Origin of the sequence: Nonomuraea sp. NPDC001831 (genome assembly GCF_042892035.1) — a bacterium.
Lineage (GTDB): Bacteria > Actinomycetota > Actinomycetes > Streptosporangiales > Streptosporangiaceae > Nonomuraea.
In genome coordinates, this window is the sequence record NZ_JBIATU010000017.1 from 190,524 (window position 1) to 209,031 (window position 18,508).

Annotated in this window: 18 protein-coding genes; 11 read left to right on the top strand and 7 right to left on the bottom strand. The window is 73.2% G+C overall.

Annotated features, from left to right (window positions below; translation table 11 throughout):
- The first annotated feature begins 5 nt into the window (after positions 1–5).
- From ACFYYW_RS39685 to ACFYYW_RS39705, 5 genes are read left to right on the top strand one after another with little or no spacing between them, the layout of a single operon-like run.
- A complete protein-coding gene (locus tag ACFYYW_RS39685; protein WP_387657303.1) occupies positions 6–752 on the top strand; it encodes a sugar isomerase domain-containing protein in 747 nt (248 codons plus the stop codon).
- Positions 749–1,771 (top strand): hypothetical protein, encoded by a 1,023-nt coding sequence (locus tag ACFYYW_RS39690; RefSeq protein ID WP_387657306.1) that lies wholly within the window; start codon positions 749–751, stop codon positions 1,769–1,771. The genes ACFYYW_RS39685 and ACFYYW_RS39690 overlap by 4 nt, the downstream gene beginning before the upstream one ends.
- A complete protein-coding gene (locus ACFYYW_RS39695; protein WP_387657308.1) occupies positions 1,771–2,418 on the top strand; it encodes a BadF/BadG/BcrA/BcrD ATPase family protein in 648 nt (215 codons plus the stop codon). Before ACFYYW_RS39690 ends, ACFYYW_RS39695 begins: the two co-directional genes overlap by 1 nt.
- Positions 2,419–2,427: 9 nt before the next feature.
- Positions 2,428–2,748 (top strand): hypothetical protein, encoded by a 321-nt coding sequence (locus tag ACFYYW_RS39700; protein WP_387657311.1) that lies wholly within the window; start codon positions 2,428–2,430, stop codon positions 2,746–2,748.
- A gap of 59 nt (positions 2,749–2,807) precedes the next feature.
- Positions 2,808–3,668, top strand: coding sequence for a phosphotransferase family protein (locus ACFYYW_RS39705; RefSeq protein WP_387657314.1), 861 nt, complete (start codon positions 2,808–2,810; stop codon positions 3,666–3,668).
- A gap of 20 nt (positions 3,669–3,688) precedes the next feature.
- On the opposite strand, the gene ACFYYW_RS39710 is transcribed toward ACFYYW_RS39705, so the two are convergent.
- Entirely contained in the window at positions 3,689–4,225 is a 537-nt protein-coding gene (locus ACFYYW_RS39710) for a helix-turn-helix domain-containing protein (RefSeq protein WP_352325777.1), read from the bottom strand.
- Between the two features lie 54 nt (positions 4,226–4,279).
- On the opposite strand from ACFYYW_RS39710, the gene ACFYYW_RS39715 reads away from it, so the two are divergent.
- Positions 4,280–5,173, top strand: a complete 894-nt coding sequence (locus ACFYYW_RS39715; protein ID WP_387657317.1) for an alpha/beta fold hydrolase — start codon at positions 4,280–4,282, stop codon at positions 5,171–5,173.
- A gap of 16 nt (positions 5,174–5,189) precedes the next feature.
- Here ACFYYW_RS39715 and ACFYYW_RS39720 read toward each other — a convergent pair whose 3' ends face one another.
- A complete protein-coding gene (locus ACFYYW_RS39720) occupies positions 5,190–5,789 on the bottom strand; it encodes a TetR/AcrR family transcriptional regulator (RefSeq protein ID WP_387657357.1) in 600 nt (199 codons plus the stop codon).
- A gap of 120 nt (positions 5,790–5,909) precedes the next feature.
- On the opposite strand from ACFYYW_RS39720, the gene ACFYYW_RS39725 reads away from it, so the two are divergent.
- The 4 genes from ACFYYW_RS39725 to ACFYYW_RS39740 all read left to right on the top strand — a co-directional run bounded on the left by ACFYYW_RS39725 (position 5,910) and on the right by ACFYYW_RS39740 (position 12,528).
- Positions 5,910–6,722, top strand: a complete 813-nt coding sequence (locus tag ACFYYW_RS39725; RefSeq protein ID WP_352325774.1) for an SDR family NAD(P)-dependent oxidoreductase — start codon at positions 5,910–5,912, stop codon at positions 6,720–6,722.
- A 76-nt stretch (positions 6,723–6,798) separates the two neighbouring features.
- The gene (locus ACFYYW_RS39730) at positions 6,799–9,942 is read left to right on the top strand and encodes a BTAD domain-containing putative transcriptional regulator (protein WP_387657321.1); all 3,144 of its coding nucleotides are present in this window, start codon (positions 6,799–6,801) and stop codon (positions 9,940–9,942) included.
- A 43-nt stretch (positions 9,943–9,985) separates the two neighbouring features.
- Positions 9,986–12,061, top strand: coding sequence for an NAD-dependent DNA ligase LigA (gene ligA, locus ACFYYW_RS39735; RefSeq protein WP_387657324.1), 2,076 nt, complete (start codon positions 9,986–9,988; stop codon positions 12,059–12,061).
- A gap of 158 nt (positions 12,062–12,219) precedes the next feature.
- Positions 12,220–12,528, top strand: a complete 309-nt coding sequence (locus ACFYYW_RS39740; RefSeq protein WP_387657327.1) for a hypothetical protein — start codon at positions 12,220–12,222, stop codon at positions 12,526–12,528.
- A gap of 171 nt (positions 12,529–12,699) precedes the next feature.
- On the opposite strand, the gene ACFYYW_RS39745 is transcribed toward ACFYYW_RS39740, so the two are convergent.
- Positions 12,700–13,698: a ferritin-like protein gene (locus ACFYYW_RS39745; RefSeq protein WP_387657330.1), complete on the bottom strand. Its 999-nt coding sequence runs from the start codon at positions 13,696–13,698 to the stop codon at positions 12,700–12,702.
- Positions 13,699–14,030: 332 nt separating this feature from the next.
- On the opposite strand from ACFYYW_RS39745, the gene ACFYYW_RS39750 reads away from it, so the two are divergent.
- Complete coding sequence (locus ACFYYW_RS39750) at positions 14,031–14,945, top strand: hypothetical protein (protein ID WP_387657333.1); 915 nt, start codon at positions 14,031–14,033, stop codon at positions 14,943–14,945.
- Between the two features lie 10 nt (positions 14,946–14,955).
- Here ACFYYW_RS39750 and ACFYYW_RS39755 read toward each other — a convergent pair whose 3' ends face one another.
- From ACFYYW_RS39755 to ACFYYW_RS39770, 4 genes are all read right to left on the bottom strand, one after another.
- On the bottom strand, positions 14,956–15,822 hold the full coding sequence (locus ACFYYW_RS39755; RefSeq protein WP_387657336.1) for a LysR family transcriptional regulator: 867 nt from the start codon (positions 15,820–15,822) through the stop codon (positions 14,956–14,958).
- A gap of 149 nt (positions 15,823–15,971) precedes the next feature.
- Positions 15,972–16,907: an NADP-dependent oxidoreductase gene (locus ACFYYW_RS39760; RefSeq protein WP_387657339.1), complete on the bottom strand. Its 936-nt coding sequence runs from the start codon at positions 16,905–16,907 to the stop codon at positions 15,972–15,974.
- A gap of 61 nt (positions 16,908–16,968) precedes the next feature.
- Positions 16,969–17,568: a TetR family transcriptional regulator gene (locus ACFYYW_RS39765; RefSeq protein WP_387657342.1), complete on the bottom strand. Its 600-nt coding sequence runs from the start codon at positions 17,566–17,568 to the stop codon at positions 16,969–16,971.
- Positions 17,568–18,404 (bottom strand): aldo/keto reductase, encoded by an 837-nt coding sequence (locus ACFYYW_RS39770; RefSeq protein WP_387657345.1) that lies wholly within the window; start codon positions 18,402–18,404, stop codon positions 17,568–17,570. Before ACFYYW_RS39770 ends, ACFYYW_RS39765 begins: the two co-directional genes overlap by 1 nt.
- Positions 18,405–18,508: the final 104 nt, after the last annotated feature.

An 18,508-nucleotide genomic window follows, 5' to 3' on the forward strand; every position in this document is an offset into this window, starting at 1 on the left:
GTTTGATGGATCTTGTGATGGCCTTCGCCGACGAGACGCGCTCGCGGCTGGACCGGCTGATGGCCGAGCAGCTGCCCGCCATCAGGCGCGCGGGCTCGCTGGTCGCGGCGACCGTGCGCGCCGGAGGCGTCCTGCACGCCTACGGCACGGGACACTCCGAGGCGGTGGCGCTGGAGGTGGCGGGGCGCGCGGGCGGGCTGATCCCGACCAACCGGCTCACCCTGCGCGACCCGGTGGTGCTGGGCTCGGCCGATCCCGGCGCGTTCGACCCGCTGGCCGAGCGCGACCCGCGCACCGCCCACCAGGTGCTGGCCCTGCACACGGTGGAGGACTCCGACGCGTTCGTGATCGCCTCCAACTCCGGCGGCAACGGCTCGACCGTGGAGATGGCCCGGCTGGTCAAGGAGCGCGGCCTGCCGCTCGTCGCGATCACCTCGCTGGCCCACTCGACCGCCATCACCTCGCGGCATCCGTCGGGGGAGCGGCTGTTCGAGCTGGCCGACATCGTGATCGACAACCTGGCCCCGTACGGGGACGCCGTCCTGACGACCGGGCACGGCCCGGTCTGCGGCATCTCCTCGATCACCTCGGCGCTGATCGTGCAGCTCATGGTGGCCGTGGCGATCGGCGAGCTGCAGGCGGACGGCACGGTCCCGCCGGTCTACCTGTCGGCCAACATCCCCGGCTCCGACGCGCACAACGACGCCCTGGTGGCCCGCTACGCCGGCCGCATCAGGACGGGCGCGCTGTGACTCTGACGATCGCCGCCTTCTGGCCGCCCCCGCCCCACGAGACGACGGCCGCCCGCTACCACGAGATCGCCGAGGCCGGGATCGACCTGGTCATCACCGGCAACTACCTGAACGACCGGGTCATCCTGCGGCACGCCCTGGCCCGCGCCGAGGAGGCCGGGCTCGGCGTGCTGGTCGCCTCCGACTCGCGGGTGGAGGTGCTCATGCGCGACCTGGACGTGGACCCGGCGCCGCTGATCGCCCAGGTCGTCGAGGACTACCGCCCGTTCCGCTCCTTCCGCGGCCTCAGCCTCATGGACGAGCCGACGGCCGGGCAGTTCCCGCGGCTGGCGGCCGGGGTCGCCGCCGCGCGGGCGGCCGGCGCGTTCGCCTACGCCAACCTGCTGCCGAGCCACGCCACCGGCCCCTACGACGCGTACGTGGGGGAGTTCGCCCGGGTCGTCCGGCCGGACGTGTTGTCGTTCGACCGGTACCCGTTCCTGGCCGGCGGGTTCGACGAGGGCTACCTCGCCGACCTGGCCACCGTGCGCGAGCACGCCCGCAGGGCCGGGCTGCCGGCCTGGATGTACGTCCAGACGCTGGCCTACGACGGCCACCGCGAGCCGTCGGCCGCCGAGCTGGCCTGGCAGGTCAACACCGCCCTGGCCTACGGGTACACCGGCATCCAGTACTTCACCTACTGGACGCCCGACCCGGCGCGCGGCGAGGGCTTCCAGCCGGCGCTCATCGGCGGCGACGGCGTGCCGACCGAGCGCTACGGCGTCGTGCGCGACCTCAACACCCGCTGGCTGCGCCCGGTGGCGGCCGAGCTGACCGGCTGGACGTCGGCCGAGCACGCCGGCGACGTCCTGATCGGCCACTACGGCGAGCGGCGGCTGGTCTGCAACGCCCGCTTCGACCGGCCGGCGGAGGTGACGCTCGACGGGATCACGCAGGCGTTCGACCCGGCGACCGGCTCGTACCAGGCGTGCGGCGCCGCCGTCACGCTCGCGCCCGGCGCGGCGCGGCTGGTCCGGTGATGCTCTTCGCCGGGGTGGACGCCGGCGGCACCACCACCCGCGCCGCCGTGCACGCGGCGGACGGCACCAGGCTCGGGCACGGCGCCGCCGGCCCCGGCAACCCGGCCGCGCACGGCCCTGAGGCGGCCCGCCTGGCGATCGGGCAGGCCCTGCGCCGCGCCCTCGACGGCGTGGACCCCTCGCTGGTGGCCGCCTCGGTGGCGGGCGTCGCGGGCGGCGACGACGCCTTCGCCGCGACGCTGGGCCGGACGTGGGCCGAGTGCGGCATCGCCGCGCCGCCGCGCATGGTCGGCGACGTGGAGGTCGCCTACGCAGCCGGGACCGCCGCGCCGTCCGGCACGCTGCTGCTGGCCGGGACGGGCGCCGCGGCGGCCCGCTTCTCCGGCCGGACGGTGACCGCGGTGGCCGACGGGCTCGGCTGGCTGCTCGGCGACGAGGGTGGCGGGTTCTGGATCGGCCGGGCGGGGGTGCGCGCGGCCGTCCGCGCCCTGGACCGCCCCGGCGACTGCTTGGATCACGGGGGCCGCCACCAGGGCCGCATGGGCCCTGGGCTGCCGTACGGGCCGCTGGTGGATCTGGTGAGCGCGCACTTCGGGGTGACGGGCGGGCCGCGGCGGCGGGCGGACCGCATCGTCCGGCTGGCCTAGGCCGACCGGATGCTCGTGGCCGCCGCCGCGCCGCTGGTGTCGCGGGCGGCCGAAGCCGGGGACGAGCGCGCGGCGGGCATCGTCGCCGAGGCCGCCCGGCGGCTGACCGCGACGGCGGCCCGGCTGTCCGGCGACGGGCCGCTGGTGCTGGCGGGCGGCGTGCTGACCGCGGACGGCCCGGTGCGCGCCGCCGTGCTGGCCCGGCTGGCCGGGCGGCGGGTGACGACCGCCCGCGACGCGACGGCCGGGGCGTGCTGGCTGGCCGCCCTCGACCGGCTGGGCGACCGGGCCGCCCACGAACGCTTCACCGCCCTCGCGCCGCCCGGCTAGTACGGTGACCAGGGCAGCGGGTATCGCGCCCGTGTCGCGGAAAGGACGGTTCGTCTCTCATGCAGGTCCCGCAGATGGATCGTGCTCTGCTGAGCCGGCTGCTGCCGGGCGTCGCGGCGGAGGAGCTCACCGTTCGCCAAGGGCAGTTCCACCAGGTGGTGATCGGCCCGGATCGGGTCGTGTGCCTGCCGCGCACCGAGGCCGCGGCCGCCCGGCTGCCGCAGCGGGCCGCTGTCCTGCGCCTGCTCGCCGGGTTCGGCCTCGGCTTCCGCACGCCCCGGCCGTTGCCGCAGGCCGGCGATCCCGGCACGGACGAGCCGCGGTTCCTGGTCCTCAGCCGCGTTCCCGGAGCCCCGCTGGAGGCCGGCGAACTCGAAGACCCGCAGGTGGCCGAGGCCGCGGCGGCGCAGTACGTCACGCTGCTGCGCGAGCTGGCCAGGATCGGGGCCGAGGACGACGTGCGGGCGGCGCTGCCGGCGCCACGGGATCGATGGCGGCGGTTCACGGCGGGCGTGCGCGCCGAGCTGTTCGGGCTCATGTCCGAGCGCGGGCGTCGGCGAGCCGAGCGGGAGCTCGCCGCGCTCGACGGCCTTCCCCACATCACCGACGCCGTGGTGCACGGCGACCTCGGCGCGGAGAACGTCCTGTGGGAGCACGACGACGGGCTGCCGGTGCTCAGCGGGGTGATCGACTGGGACGAGGTGACGATCGGCGATCCCGCCGAGGACCTCGCGGCCGTCGAGGCCGGCTACGGCAGGCCCTTCCTGGATCGGGTGCTCGCGCTGAGAGGCCGGCCGGACGGCGCGATGGCGACCCGCATCTCCGTGATCCGCGCGTCCTTCGCCCTGCAGCAGGCTCTGTCCGCGCATCGCGACGGCGACGAGGAACAACTGGCGGACGGCCTGACCGGCTACCGCTGACCTCCTCCGGGGGAACGGGCTCAGGCGGACGGCTCCTCGGCCGGGAACAGGATCGGGCTGATCAGGTGGCGGGTGCGCTCGGGCGTGGGCGGGTTGGCGATCCTGGGCAGGAGCGCGGCACGCAGGTCGGCGATCAGCGCGGCGCGTTCGTCGGGGCTCAGCCAGATGGCGTGCTGCCGGTAGCCGACCAGGTCGGCGGCCGGATCGGCCTGGTCGCGGTCGAGGTAGGCGCCGAACTCGGCCAGTAGCGCCGCCATGGCCACGGCGAACGCGCGGCGGTGGTCGTCGCGCGAGGCCGAGGCGGCGGTGTCGGCGTCGATGGCCGCCCGCGCCGGGCGTAGCCGGTAGCGGCGCTCGACGGCCCCGCGTACGCGCTGCTCGCCCTCCACGTCGAGCAGGCCGCCCTCGGCCAGCAGGCCGACGTGCCGGTAGACGGTGGCCTTGGAGACGTCGGGCAGCAGGTCGCACAGGTCGGAGGTGGTGAGCGTGCGGCCGCCCGCCATGGCGTGCACGATGCGCAGCCGTACGGGGTGCAGAAGCAGATCCACCGTGTCCATGGACGTACGATCTCACACCTGCTACCTTTCTCAAACCTGAGAAAGGACGGACCCATGACCGACCACGCCCTGGACGCACCGCCGCTGGGCCGCCTGTACGATGTCGCCGACCGCCGGATCATGCTGCACCGCTCGGGCGCCGGCGGCCCGCCCGTGGTGTTCCTGCCCGGCGCCGGAGCCGTCGGCCTGGACTACCTCAACGTGCACGACCGCGCCGCCGAGCTGACGACCAGCGTGCTCTACGACCGCGCGGGCACCGGCTGGAGCGAGCCGGCCGAGCTGCCCCGCACCGCGGCCGAGGTGACCGACGAACTGCGCGCGGCGCTGCGGGCGGCGGAGGTGCGCGGCCCGTACGTGCTGGCGGGACACTCCCTGGGCGGCGCGTACGCCCGCCACTACGCCCGCCGCTTCCCCGGCGACGTCGCGGCGCTGCTGCTGCTCGACCCCTTCCACGAGGACATGGCCGCCCGCGCGCCCCGGCAGGCGCGCGAGATGCTCGACCGGATGCGCGAGCAGGCGCTCCCGGAGGCGACCCCGGAGCAGCTCGACGCCGCCCGCCCGGCCGTCGAGCGGCTGCTGGCCGCCTGGCCGGACGGCGTGCGCGAGGCCCTGGTCGACCACCACCTCACCACCTGGCGCACCGGCTGGTTGGAGGGCCGCAACCTCTACGACGAGGTCTCCGCGGAGTTCAGGGCCGCGCCGCCGGCCCCCGACGTGCCGGTGATCGTGCTGTCGGCCATGGGGGCGGACGCCACCCAGTCCCAGCTGTGGCCGGAGGACGTGCTGCGGGAGATCAACGCCGGCAAGCTCGCCCTGCACGCCGAGCTGGCCGCCTCCTTCCCGCGCGGCGAGCACCGGGTGCTGGACGACGCCGGGCACGGCTGGCTGCACGAGGAGCGGCGCGACGCCGTGCTCCAGGCGCTGGCTGACCTGCTGCGGGCCCTGTGAGATCCAGGGCCCCGGCTCAGGGGCGCAGCGCCTTGAGCGCCAGGTCGACCAGCGCGTCGGCGTACTGCGGGGTGAGCGGGCCGGTGCGCAGCAGCCAGCGCTGGTAGAGGGGGGCGTAGAGCAGTTCGAGCGCGAGGTCGAGATCGGCGTCGGGGGCGAGCTGGCCGGCCTGCTGGGCGCTGCGCAGGCGGGCCTTCTTGGCCTCGTCGACCGGGCCGGCCAGCTTCTCGCGGTATTGGGCGGCCAGCTCGGGGTCGGCGACGATCTCCAGGTTGAGTGCCCGGATCGGCGCCTCGAAGGCGGGGTCGGCGAACTCCGCCACGGTGGCCCGCATGACGGTCTTCAGGTCGGCCTCGATGTCGCCCGTGTCGGGGAGCGTCACCCCTTGGTCCTGGCCGCCTTCGCTCAGCGCGAGGAAGGAGTCGACGACCACGGCCCCCTTGGACCGCCACCACCGGTAGATCGTCTGCTTGCCGACGCCGGCCCGCGCGGCGATGGCCTCGACGGAGACCTTGGCGTAACCCACCTCGGACACCAGTTCCCTGGCGGCCTGGAGGATCGCCTGCCGGGAGCGTTCGCTGCGGCGCGCGGGATCGGGCTGCTTCACGCCGGCCATCATAGCGCACCAACGAGACGAGACGGTCCGTCTTGACAAGTGGCCCGGTCTTGCTGGCACACTGAGGGACCTGCGGCGAGACGGACCGTCTCGTCTTGGAGATGAAGGAGGCGAGAGCGCATGCGCGTATGGTTCGTCACGGGTGCGTCCCGAGGGCTGGGCCGGGCGTTCACCGAAGCGGCCCTGGACCGGGGCGACCGGGTCGTGGCCGCCGCCCGCGACGTCGGCCCGCTGGCCGAGCTGGAGGCCCGGCACCCGGGCTCGCTCGTCCGGCTGCCGCTCGACGTCTCCGACCGCGCCGCGGTGCTGGAGGGCGTGGACCAGGCGGCGGCCGCCTTCGGCCGGCTCGACGTCGTGGTCAACAACGCCGGCGGCATGCTGTTCGGCATGCTGGAGGAGGCCACGGAGGAGCAGATCAGGGCGCACTTCGACGTCAACCTGTTCGGCGCGATCTGGGTCACCCAGGCGGTGGCGCCGTACCTGCGGGCCCAGGGGTCGGGGCACATCCTCCAGGTCACCTCGATGGGCGCGGGCGGCGGCATGGCCTCGGTCGGCCTGTACGCGGCGGGCAAGTCGGCGCTCGACTCGATCACCCAGGCGCTGGCCATGGAGCTGGCGCCGTTCGGCGTCAAGGTCACCAACCTGCAGATGGGCGGCTACGACACCGGCCTGTTCACGCTGGGCACCACGGCCACCGAGCCCGACCCGGTCTACGACGGGCTGCGGGCCGAGCTGGCCGCCATGTGGGGCGAGGACGCCGGCCCTCCGCCGAGCAACGCCGCGCCCGTCGTCATGGAGCTCGTGGACCTGCCCGAGCCGCCGCGCCGGCTGATCGTCGGCAGCCGCTCGTACGACCTCGTCCAGCAGATGGACGAGGCCCGCACCGCGGAGTACCGCGCCTGGGAACACCTCAGCCGCAAGGCCGCCGGCTGACCTCGGGGGACGGGTTCCAGGGGGCGGACGGGCGGGGATGGGCCGGGCGTTGTCCTGGTTCCGGCACAATTGCGGTGTGCGAGTCGGATTGCTGGGGCCCTTCGAGGTCCGGAACGCCCAAGGGGCCGTGGTCGAGGTTCCCGGTGTCCGGCTGCGCGCGCTGCTGGCCGCCCTCGCCCTGGAGCCCGGCCGGATCGTCACGCGCGCGCGGCTGATCGACTGGATCTGGGGGGAGCGGCCGCCCGCCGACGAGGTCAACGCCCTGCAGGCGCTGGTGTCCAGGCTGCGCAGAGTGCTGCCCGACGGCGTGATCGAGGCCGAGGCCGGCGGCTACCGGCTGGCCGTGCCGCGCGAGGCCGTGGACGTGTGCCGCTTCGAGCAGCTGATCGTCCAGGCCCGCGCCGCCGCGCCCGCCGCCCGCGCCGACCTGCTGCGCAGCGCCCTGGAACTGTGGCGCGGCGCCCCCATGGCCGACATCGCGATGCAGGACAGCGACACCTTCGACGCCGTGGTCACCCGGCTCGACGACCTCCACGTCGCCGCGCTCGGCGACCGCATCGACGCCGACCTGCGGCTCGGCCGGGGCGCGGAGCTGGTCACCGAGCTGACCGGGCTGGTGGCGGCGTACCCGCTGCGCGAGGGGTTCGTGGCGGCGCTGATGCGGGCGCTGGCCGAGGCGGGCCGCGGGAACGAGGCGCTGGCCCTCTACCAGCGCACCCGCGAGCGGCTGGCCGACGAGCTGGGCGCCGACCCGTCGGCCGAGCTGTCGGAGCTGCACACCGCGCTGCTGCGCGGCGAGGTGGGGGAGCGGACGGACAACCGCAGGACCAACCTGCGCGCCGAGCTGACGAGCTTCGTCGGCCGGCAGGACGACGTCTCCGCGGTCGCCGACCTGGCCACCAGGTACCGCCTGGTCACCCTGACGGGCGCGGGCGGCTCCGGCAAGACACGGCTGGCCACCGAGACCGCCCGCACGATGCTCCCCGAGCTGCCCGACGGCGCCTGGCTGGTCGAGCTGGCCCCGGTCCGGGCCGGCGGCGAGCTGGCGCAGGCCGCCCTGACCACGATCGGCCTGCGCGACCAGGGCATGCTCGGCGGCGGGCGCGGCGGCGACCCGATGGACCGGCTCATCACCGCCATCCGCGACCGCTCGATCCTGCTCATCCTGGACAACTGCGAGCACGTCATCGAGGCCGCCGCGGCGTTCGCGGACCGGCTCCTGGGCGAGTGCCGCGGCCTGCGCGTGCTGGCCACGAGCCGCGAGCCGCTCGGCATCACCGGCGAGGTGTTGTGGCAGGTCGAGCCGCTCACGCTGCCCGCCGAGGGCTCCTCGCCGGCCGAGAGCGGGGCCTCGCCCGCGGTGCGGCTGCTGCGCGACCGCGCGGACCTGGTGCGCAAGGACATCGCCTCCGACGCCCCCACCCTCGCGGCCATGGCGCGGATCTGCCGGGCGCTCGACGGCAACCCGCTGGCGATCGAGCTGGCCGCGGCCCGGCTGCGCACGATGTCGGTCGACCAGCTCGCCCGCCGTCTCGACGACCGGTTCCGCCTGCTGACCAGCGGCAGCCGTACGGCGCTCGCCCGGCACCGGACGCTGCGCGCGGTCGTCGACTGGAGCTGGGACCTGCTGAGCGAGGCCGAGCGCGGCGTGCTGCGCCGGTTGTCGGTGTTCTCCGGCGGGGCGAGCCTGGAGGCGGCCGAACGCGTGTGCGGCGACGAGGCATCCGCCGGTGAGCTGGTCTTCGACGTGCTGACCGCGCTGACCGAGAAGTCGCTGCTGCTGGCCGATGACGAGGGCGCCCCGCGCTACCGCATGCTCAACACCATCAGGGAGTACGCGGCCCAGCGGCTGGCCGAGGCCGGGGAGTCCGAGGCGGCGCGGCGGGCGCACCTGGCCCACTTCACCGAGCTGGCCGAGACCGCCGACCCGCACCTGCGCCGGGCCGAGCAGCTGGAGTGGCTGGCCGTGCTCGACGCCGAGCACGACAACATCATCACGGCCCTGCGCGGGGCGATCGCCGAGGGGTGGGCGTACGAGGCGATGCGGCTGGTCGGGGCGGCCGGCTACTACTGGTTCCTCAGCGGCCACCGGGCCGAGGGCGCCGAGCTGAGCATCGCCGCCTCCGGGCTGGAGGGCGAGGTGCCCGACGAGGTGCGGGCGATGGCGTACCTCATGGTGACCATGTTCGTGACGTCCGGCGTGGGCGGCGACCAGTTCCAGGCCCGCGAATGGATCCAGGAGGCGCACCGGCTGGCCCGCAGCAGCGGGTCCCGCAAGCCGCTGCTCGGGTTCGCCGCGCTGCTGGAGCGCACGCTGCAGGGCCCGGCGGCGTTCCTGCCCGCGTTCGAGCCGCTGATCGCCGACGCCGACCCCTGGGTGCGGGCGCAGGGCAGGCTGGCCGGCGGCCGGTTCCGGCTCACGCTCGGCGGCGACGAGACCGACGTCGATCTCGACGCCGAGACCGCGCTCGCCGAGTTCCGCGTGCTGGGCGACCGCATGGGCATCTCCCTGGCGCTGACCTTCCTGGCCGATCGGCTCGCCATGCGGGGCGAGTTCGCCCGTGCCTGTGAGTACTACGAAGAGGGCGCCGTGGCGCAGACCGAGGTGGGCGCGACCGAGGACGTCGTGGGCGTGTGGGCCCGGCTGGCTCAGCTGCACTGGCTGCTCGGCGACGAGCGGGCCAGCGCCGCGGCCATGGCCGAGGCCCAGCGGCACGCCGACGGGATCGTCTGGCCGGACTCCCTCGCCGAGCTGGCGCTGGGGCAGGCGAAGCTGGCGCGCTGGCGCGGCGAGGCGGACCAGGCGCGCGAGCACCTGGCCACCGTTCAGGCGGTGCTGTCCAACGATGAGATGGTCGGCTCGGTCCGCTCCACGATCATGGACCTGTACGGCTACCTCGCCGACGACGTCGAGCAGGCCCGCGCCTACCGGCGCAGGGCGTTCGACGCGGCCGTGGAGAACATGTTCCCGCCGACCATCGCCGAGGCGCTGGTCGGGATCGCCGACGTCGCGCTGCGCGAGGGCCAGGACGAGCAGGCCGTGCGGCTGATCGCGGCCAGCGAGGCGGTGCGCGGCACGCCGGACCGCTCGCTGCCGGACGCCGCCCGCATCGCCGATCAGGCGCGCGAGCGCCTCGGCGAGACCGCGTTCGCCGCGGCGGACCTCGACGGCCGCCGCCGTGATTTCCGGGAGCTGGCCGAGCTCACCCTCGCCCGCTGAACCACGGTTCGGAATTGTCGGTTGCGGACGGCATTGTTATGGCATGACCGAGACGCCCCCTTTCACCGTCCTCGCTGATGACACGGCCTACGCCGAGGCCGTTCAGCTCGCCGTGGACTCCTCCGCCGCCTACTACGCCGACGGCACCTCCACCCTCGACGACGACGCCTACGACCGGCTGGTGCGCGGCATCCAGGCGTACGAGGAGGCCCATCCCGAGCAGGTGCTGCCGACCTCGCCGACGGGCAAGGTCGCGGGCGGCGCGGTCGTGGGGGACGTGCCGCACACCGTGCCGATGCTCAGCCTGGACAACGCGTTCGGCGCCGAGCAGCTCGCCGACTGGGCCGCCTCGGTCGAGCGCAGGCTGGGCCGTCCGGTCACCGCGTGGAGCGTCGAGCCCAAGCTCGACGGCCTGGCCATCTCGGCCCGCTACCGCGGCGGCCGGCTGGCCCAGCTCGTCACCCGGGGCGACGGCACCGCGGGCGAGGACGTCTCGCACGCCATCGGCACCATCGTCGGCCTGCCCGAGCGGCTGGCCGAACCGGTCACGGTGGAGCTGCGCGGCGAGGTCATGATGACGACGTCGCAGTTCGAGGAGGCGTGCGCCAAGCGTTCGGCGCACGACGGCACCACGTTCGCCAACCCGCGCAGCGCCGCCGCCGGCACGCTGCGCGCCCAGGACCGGCCGTACGTGTGCGAGCTGACGTTCTTCGGCTACGGCGCGCTGCCCGCGCCCGGCGACGACTCCGAGCTGGCGGTTCGGCTGCGCGAGCTGCCGCACAGCCAGGTCATGGAGTGGGTGGCCGGTCAGGGCGTGCAGACCACGGCCGCCACCGCGGTCGCCGGGATCGTCACCGACACGCTGGAGCGGGTGCAGGAGCGCGTCGGCGAGATCGCCGCGGCCCGCGCGGGGCTGCCGTTCGGCATCGACGGCATCGTGATCAAGTGCGACCTGGCCGCCGACCAGGCCGAGGCCGGGTTCAGCTCGCGCGCGCCGCGCTGGGCGACCGCCTACAAGCTGCCCGCCACCGAGAAGATCACCAAGCTGGTCGGGGTGGAGTGGAACACCGGCCGCACCGGGATCATCGCCCCGCGCGCCGTGCTGGAGCCGGTCGAGCTCGACGGCAGCGTCGTCACCTACGCCACCCTGCACAACGTCGCCGACATCACCCGGCGCGGCCTGATGCTCGGCGACAGCGTGGTGGTCTACAAGGCGGGCGACGTGATCCCGCGCGTGGAGTCGCCGGTGGTGCACCTGCGCACCGGCGAGGAGCAGCCGATCCCGATCCCGCAGGTCTGCCCGTCCTGCGGCGACGCCATCGACAGCTCGCAGGAACGGTGGCGGTGCGTGCGCGGGCGGGCCTGCCGGGCGATCGCCTCCATCGTCTACGCCGCCGGACGCGACCAGCTCGACATCGAGGGCCTGGCCGAGAACCGCATCAAGCAGCTGCTGGACGCCGGTCTGATCGCCGACTTCGCCGACCTGTTCTTCCTGACCCGCGAGCAGCTGCTCAGCCTGGAGCGCATGGGCGAGACCAGCACCGACAACCTGCTGGCCGCCTTCGAACAGGCCAAGGGCCGGCCGCTCAGCCGGGTGTTCGCGGCGCTCGGCGTCCGCGGCACCGGACGGTCGATGAGCCGCCGCATCGCCCGCCACTTCGGCTCGATGGAGGCCATCCGGGCCGCCGACGCCGAGGCGATCCAGGCGGTCGAGGGCATCGGCCCGGAGAAGGCGCCGGTCGTGGTGGCCGAGCTGATCGAGGTCGGGCCGCTGATCGACAAGCTGGTCCGGGCGGGCGTGAACCTGGCCGAGCCGGGCTGGACGCCCCCCGCCGAGCCCGGCTCCCCGGAGACCGGCGGCGCGTCCGGGCTGCCGCTGGCCGGGATGTCGGTCGTGGTGACCGGCGCGATGAGCGGCACGCTGGAGGCGTTGAGCCGCAACGAGATGAACGAGCTGATCGAGCGGGCCGGCGGGAAGGCGTCCTCCAGCGTCTCGGCCAAGACGTCGCTGCTGGTGGCCGGGGAGAAGGCCGGTTCCAAGCGGGCCAAGGCCGAGAGCCTGGGTGTGCGGATCGTGCCGCCGGAGGAGTTCGCCGAGCTCGTCGGCTCTTTTCTGTAGCTTCGGGGGCCGTTCTGTGGGGGCGAGCGGCTGGCAATATGTGACGACTACGGACAGTGGCCCTTTGCTTACACCTTGCGATTTACTGTAAGTGCCGTGGGGAAGACCTGGGACCGCCAAGATCTTCCCGCCGCCTTCGGAGAAGACCAGGAGTACGCATGAAGTCCCGTCTCGCGTTCGCGGCTCTCGCCACCGCGGCCGTCACCGTCAGCCCGCTGGCCGCCACCGCCCCGGCCCTGGCCGCCACCGGGGAGGTGGTGGTCTTCACCAACGCACTCCAGCCCCTGTTCGTGTACACCAACCCCAACGGCTGCCACAACCTGCCCGCCGACCCCCACCAGATCAACAACCAGACCGACTCCGAGGTCCGCCTGTACGCCTTCCCGGGATGCATCGGCCCGGTCGCGTGGATCCTCAGGCCGGGTTACGGCGTCAACACCGCACCCATCGGCAGCTTCTCCGCCTGACACGAACCAGCAACAGCCCTCGCACCCCGGCAATGCGAGGGCTGCCGCATGCCCCTGAGCCGGAGGGACGCGGCTGCGTCATCGGAGGTGGCTGCCAAGGGCTGGCGTATTCGGCATGCCGGACACATCTTTCTCGCAGTGCTGCGTTTGTGTGCCGCCTCTGGGCGAGCGTTATTGCGACGGGTCCAGCCAGGTGAAGTCCGGGCGGATGCCGCGTCCGATGAGGTCCTGGCCCGTTGAGCTCAGATCGAACATCGCCGACAGGTCCGGTTCGGTGCCCGGCGTCGTCCAGCAGGCTTCCAGGCTGGTCAGCAGGCCGCTCAGAACGCGCCGGAACTCCAGCGACAGCTCCGGCTCGGCCGTCGAGGGCAGGAAGTCCTGCACGTCCGGCAGGGTGATCGGCGCGCCACTGAAGCTCCACACCCCGTCGACCTTGACCAGCCGCTTCTGGACGAACAGCTCCTTGAACAGGTAGTAGTGCGCATGGTTCGTCCCCGCGCTGGTGGGGACGTCGGGCGAGCCGGGAACGCCTTCCCCTTCGCGCTTGATCCGGTCGATCGTCGCGATCGCGTCGTCGACGGTCTGGATCGGCGGCGCGAGGGGGACCTCCACCGCGAGGGCGTCCTGGTCGATCGCCGGCTCGGTCTCCCGGAACGTCGCGATGATCGTGTCGTAGAAGGCGCCGATCGTCGGCGGGGGCGTTGTGTCCAGGAGGGCGACCGGAGGAAAGTCCGGATGCTCGATCTGCATGAACACCGCAAGCTGGTCCTTGTTCAGTGGCTTGAGATCGACCGGTAGCTCCTGGGCGATGCCGCCGGGCAGCTCGTTCGCCGGGTAGACGGGCAGGAAGTCCGCGTGCGCGATCGACGGCGTGCCGCCCACCGCGGTCAGCAGGTTTCCCGCCAGTGCGAAATGGTGCATCTCCTGGACCACCACTCGGTGGACCACGGTCCGGGTGTGGTCCGGATCATTAGTGACCGACCATTCGGCGCACAGATACGGCGGAATCGTGGCGAACTCCAGCCGCATCGCGAGTTGCAGAGCGCCTTTGAGGTCGTCCGGCGAGAGAATGCGCGCCTCGACGTACTCCCTGAGCGTTTTCATGGGGAAATCCCCGTCGTCATCGGCCTCATCGCACAACGCCACTCTCGGTTCACCGGGGCCGCGCACTTTCGCCGATCCCGGCGCCGCGTCCGCGTTTTCTCAGACAGCCGGGATTTTTCCCGGGTTCATTCCGGCTCATGCGTCAGCATTGTTTTGCCGAAAACTCGAACAGGGGTGGCGGAAGCGTTCTGCCGGCGAGCACCGGCGCACCCACGTCGAACGGCTCGACGACCGGGCTGACCGCTACCTGGTCTCGGTCACCCCGGAAGTGAGCCATATCGAGAACTGTCCCGGTGATCCCAAAAAAGTCTTGGACGAGCGGTTACTGAAATCGTTTTCTGGAGGGGCTGGAGCCGCACCTCCCCTCGTCACCCCGCTCCAGCACCGGGAGGAGAACCATGAGGTCGTTGCGCACCCTGGCCGCCGTCGCCGTGACGCTGGCCCTGACGACGAGTCCGGCGGCGGCTCAGTCGCCACCGTCCGGCCGGGACAAGCCGGTCGCCATCGTCTCCGATCAGGCAGGCGAGACCTTCACCGAGTCCGTCAGCACGGCGGATGCCGTCGGAGTCCGGACCATCACCTGGACCTCGAACACCGGCGTGAAGCTCAGGCTTCAGGGAGTGCTGCCCGGCAGCACCGTCCGGGTCGTCCACGCGCCGTCCCAGGTCCCCGGTGTGAACGCTTCCGCACAGCCCGCCGGCGGCCGAGCGGTCGGGCTGTCCATCACCGGACCGAACCTCAGCAAGTCCGAACTGCTGAAGTACGCCGGGTCCGTCCCGGATCCGGCGACCAGCGGGGGCGCCGCCGCGCTGAGCACCCCGGTGGACCGGAACCCGGACTGGTACCTGGTCGCCGACGCCTGGTTCGGCAACGCCCACGTCTACGCCTGGTACGGCTACTGGCTGGTCAACAACGACGGAGCCGGGAACTGGGGGGTCCTCGGCCAGATCTGGCACAGCGCCAGCGACCAGGCGAAGGGTACGGAGATCAAGCAGACCTGGCAGTGGACCTATGTCCCGCCCGGCAACTGGATCGTCGACCAGGACCCCAAGTGGACGCAGTTCTTCGAGCCCTGCCGGCAGCAGCCCATCTCCGTCAGCATCTTCGGCTTCTCGGTCGGAGGCAGCATCTACAACTGCCGGGGCCAGGTCGACCCCTGGGCCTGGGCCAACAGCACCGACACCGGCGTCGGGGTGAGCTGGAAGGGCAAGAGCGGCTACACGACCGTCGGCGGCGCGACCGACTTCGCCATCTACAGTCCCTCGACCGCGGCCTGGAGTGTCGCGGGCTGGATCAATCTGAACGATGACTGACCGTCAGCCGTCAGGCGGACTCTGAGTTCTCGGGCCAGGCGAGGCTCGCGGCGATGTAGCCGGTCACCAGGGGCGAGTGATCGGTGCTTCGCCTGGCCAGGACGAGGTGGGTCGAAGGATGATCGGCCAGCGGGACGTAGCGCACGCCCGGGACGGGATTCGTCCGCGTCGTCCGCTCGGGAACGAAGATCGCGGCCTGCTGCCACAGGACCGCGTGCAGCGCCTCGCCGAGTGATCGCACCACCGGGCCGTCGCCCGGAATCTGCCAGAACTTCACCCAGGTGGGGTCCGCCTCGCTGGGCAGCCGGACGGTCCGGTGGCCGTACAGCTCGGCGCGGTCGAGTGAGGGCCGGTCGGCCAGCGGATCGTCCATCGGCAGCGCCACGTACACAGGCTCGGCCCGGACTTCGTGAACCGCCAGCCCGGTCTCGTCGAACGGCGTGAACGTGATCGCCACATCGACCTCGCCGCGGCCCAGCCCGATCGTGGGATCGGCCACGTTGCCCTGGCGAAGCTGGACCCGCGAGGCCGGATACCGCTGGGTGAAGCTCCGGGCCGCCTCGGCCGACAAGGCCGACTCGGCCGGGCCCAGCACGCCGATCCGCAGTACCGGCTCACCGTTCGCCTGCCGTACTCGCTCGACCGCGCCCGCGGCGGCGGCGAGCAGTCCCCGGGCCTCCCTGAGCAGCACCTCGCCGGCCATGGTGAGGATCATCCCGCGCGTGGTGCGGACGAACAGCGCGCATCCCAGCTCCGCCTCAAGTTCGCGAATGCGCTGACTCAGCGGCGGCTGGGAGATGAGCAGGCGGCGGGCGGCGCGGCCCACGTTTCCCTCTTCCGCGACGACCACAAAATACTGCAATCGGCGTAAGTCCACACGCGCGACGGTATATCGAAACCTTCCCTATGGATCTACCGAAGGGGCTTGAAGTTGATGAGGCCCGTTCGTCCCGGTCACGGTTCGACGGCGGCGACGGCTGGTGACGGCGCCTTCCGGAGTCAGGTGCACACCTGCGTGAGGGTCGGTCAGCCGAACCGCAGGACGTACCGCCCGCGAACGCCGCGCCGTTCGAGCGAGCGATGCGCGTCGGCGGCCCGGGAGGCCGGCAGTTCGCCGGCCACGCGGACGGTGAGCCGCCCTTCGCCGGCGAGTTCGGCGAGCCGGTCGAGCTCGGCCGCGGCCTCGGCGTAGTCGCGGACGAAGATCGGGGCGACGCGCACCCGGCCGGTCCCGTCGCCCTGGTAGCCGCGGACGGTGACGGCGGTCCCGCCGTCCTTGACGGTGGGAAGCACGGCGGCCTCCAGCACGGCGGCGTCGAGGAGCCCGTCGACGCCGCCCGGGTGGCGGCGGCGGACCGTCGCGGCGAAGTCGTCCCCCCGTGGCACGACCTCGTCGGCTCCGCACTCGCGGACGAAGGTCTCGTCCCGCTGGGCGGCGTCGGCGACGACGACCAGCCCGGCCTGCTTGGCGAGCTGGACGAAGTACCCGCCGACGGTGCCGGCCGCGCCGGTGACGGCGACCGTCGCGCCGGCCGGGAGCGCCAGCGTGTCGAGGGCGAGCCGGGCGGTGAGCCCGTTCATCGGGATGGTGGCGGCCTGAACGTCCGAGAGCCCGGCCGGGATCTTGGCGACCGAGCGGGCCGGCACGACGAGGTCCGCCCGGTAGCCGCCGTGCGCGCCTGAGGGCACCACGAGGGCCATGACGGCGTCCCCGATCGTGAACGGGCGGTCGACGGCGGGGCCGATCTCGGTGATCACGCCGGCGACCTCCATGCCCGGCACCCGCACCGCGTCCTCCTCGTCCTGCCGCGGACGAGAACGGATCATCGCGTCGGCCGGGTTCACCGTGGCGCTGCTCACCCGGACCCTGACCTGGCCGGGACCGATCGGTTCGGCCGCCAGGTCGAGCTCGCGCAGAGCGTCCGGTCCGCCTGGCCGCCTCACGCCGATCGCTTGAACCATGGGTCGTTCGTCCTCACTTGTTCGTTGCCGTCTGGGTGGGCGATGGGCAGGGCCGGTTCGGCTACGGCGACGCGGGGGCGCGGAGGCCCTCCAGCAGCAGGCTGCACACCTCGTCGAGTTCGGCGCCGACGCCGGGGTTCTGCCATTCGGCCGCGTGGGCGAGGTGGTGGAATTTGGCAGTGGCGTTGAAGACCACGCGGGCGGTGGCCTCGGCGTCGCCGGTGCGGAGGCTGCCGTCGGCGGCGCCGTCCGCGATGATGGCCGTCAGCTGGCCCAGGAGGTCGGCGACGTGGTCGGTGGCGACGCTGCTGTGCGCGGCCGCGAGGATGCCATAGGCGGCGAACAGCTCGGGGTCCTCGCGGATCTTGGCCTGCTTCACGGCCAGGACGGCGTGCAGCCAGGCACGCAGTCGCCGCGCCGGCGGGATCGCGCTGTCGGCGGCGATGACGGCGAGGGCGTCGCGGTTGCGGTCGAGCCAGCGCCGGGTCACGGCCTCGCGCAGCGCCTGCTTGGAGGGGAAGTGCTTGTAGACGGCGGCGTGGCTGACCCCGAGCGCCCGGGCGACGTCGACGACCGTGGCCTTGTCCGGTCCGTGGCGGCGCAGGATCTCCTCGGTGGCCGCCAGGACGGCGTTCGCGTCCAGCGGGGTCCGGGCGGCCATCAGCGCCTGCCGCCCGTTCGCTCGCTGTCCAGCAGCGCGAGCAGGGCGGGGGCGTAGCGTTCGCCCGCGACCGCCCCTCGGGGGGCGGCCTGCTCGATCGTGTCCAGGTCGTCGTCGGTCAGGCGCAGGCCGGCGGCGTCCACCGCCTCGGTGATGCGGTCGGGCCGGCCGGCCCCGACCAGCGCGACGACGTCCCGGTGCACGCGCCCCTGTGCCAGCACCCACGCGATCGCGAGCTGTGCGACCGTGACGCCGCGGGAGGCGGCGATCTCCCGCAGCCGCTCCACCAGCGCGAGGTTGGTCTCGACGTTGCCGGCGGCGAAGCGGGGCAGGTGCCCGCGATGCCGCGCGTCGCCGGCCGACGGTCGCCACGTCCCGGTCAGCATGCCTTGGGCGAGCACCCCGTAGGCGGTGACGCCGATGCCCAGCTCGCGGCAGGTGGGCAGGATCTCGTCCTCGACGCCGCGGCTGAACAGCGAGTCCACGTAGTCGGTGCCCAGCCGCTGCAGCGAGTAGCCCAGGAAGGTGGGGATCGCGTCCGGGCGGCCGTTGATCCCGCGCACGCCGCCGTCCACACCGAACAACGCGCCGAACTTCACGCTCACCACGGCGCGGTCGCGATCGGCGGGCCGCAGCGCCTGCCGGATGAGCGTCTCGTTGTGTCCCATGCCGTAGTGGTCGGCCGTGTCGATGAACGTGATCCCGGCGTCGAGCGCGGTGCGCAGCGTCGCGATGCCCTGCTCGTCGGTGCTGGGGCCGTACGCGCCGGACATGCCCGCACAACCGAGCCCGACCGCCCCTACGCGGACGTCGGCGCCGAGTGTTCTCTGCTCCATGCGGGATGACGCTAGATCGCTGATGTGAAATTCGGTGATCGGCTGCGGACGTGACGAAGGGCGTCCATGGTCGGTGTGTGAAGACTGACCTAGACGCCCTTCTG

Bases quoted from the DNA above. Each gene is read 5' to 3' on its own strand.
- ACFYYW_RS39685 (WP_387657303.1), top strand. From the start codon at position 6: ATGGATCTTGTGATGGCCTTCGCCGACGAGACGCGCTCGCGGCTGGAC.
- ACFYYW_RS39695 (WP_387657308.1), top strand. From the start codon at position 1,771: ATGCTCTTCGCCGGGGTGGACGCCGGCGGCACCACCACCCGCGCCGCC.
- ACFYYW_RS39700 (WP_387657311.1), top strand. From the start codon at position 2,428: ATGCTCGTGGCCGCCGCCGCGCCGCTGGTGTCGCGGGCGGCCGAAGCC.
- ACFYYW_RS39705 (WP_387657314.1), top strand. From the start codon at position 2,808: ATGCAGGTCCCGCAGATGGATCGTGCTCTGCTGAGCCGGCTGCTGCCG.
- ACFYYW_RS39710 (WP_352325777.1), bottom strand. From the start codon at position 4,225: ATGGACACGGTGGATCTGCTTCTGCACCCCGTACGGCTGCGCATCGTG.
- ACFYYW_RS39715 (WP_387657317.1), top strand. From the start codon at position 4,280: ATGACCGACCACGCCCTGGACGCACCGCCGCTGGGCCGCCTGTACGAT.
- ACFYYW_RS39720 (WP_387657357.1), bottom strand. From the start codon at position 5,789: ATGGCCGGCGTGAAGCAGCCCGATCCCGCGCGCCGCAGCGAACGCTCC.
- ACFYYW_RS39725 (WP_352325774.1), top strand. From the start codon at position 5,910: ATGCGCGTATGGTTCGTCACGGGTGCGTCCCGAGGGCTGGGCCGGGCG.
- ligA (WP_387657324.1), top strand. From the start codon at position 9,986: ATGACCGAGACGCCCCCTTTCACCGTCCTCGCTGATGACACGGCCTAC.
- ACFYYW_RS39740 (WP_387657327.1), top strand. From the start codon at position 12,220: ATGAAGTCCCGTCTCGCGTTCGCGGCTCTCGCCACCGCGGCCGTCACC.
- ACFYYW_RS39750 (WP_387657333.1), top strand. From the start codon at position 14,031: ATGAGGTCGTTGCGCACCCTGGCCGCCGTCGCCGTGACGCTGGCCCTG.
- ACFYYW_RS39760 (WP_387657339.1), bottom strand. From the start codon at position 16,907: ATGGTTCAAGCGATCGGCGTGAGGCGGCCAGGCGGACCGGACGCTCTG.
- ACFYYW_RS39765 (WP_387657342.1), bottom strand. From the start codon at position 17,568: ATGGCCGCCCGGACCCCGCTGGACGCGAACGCCGTCCTGGCGGCCACC.
- ACFYYW_RS39770 (WP_387657345.1), bottom strand. From the start codon at position 18,404: ATGGAGCAGAGAACACTCGGCGCCGACGTCCGCGTAGGGGCGGTCGGG.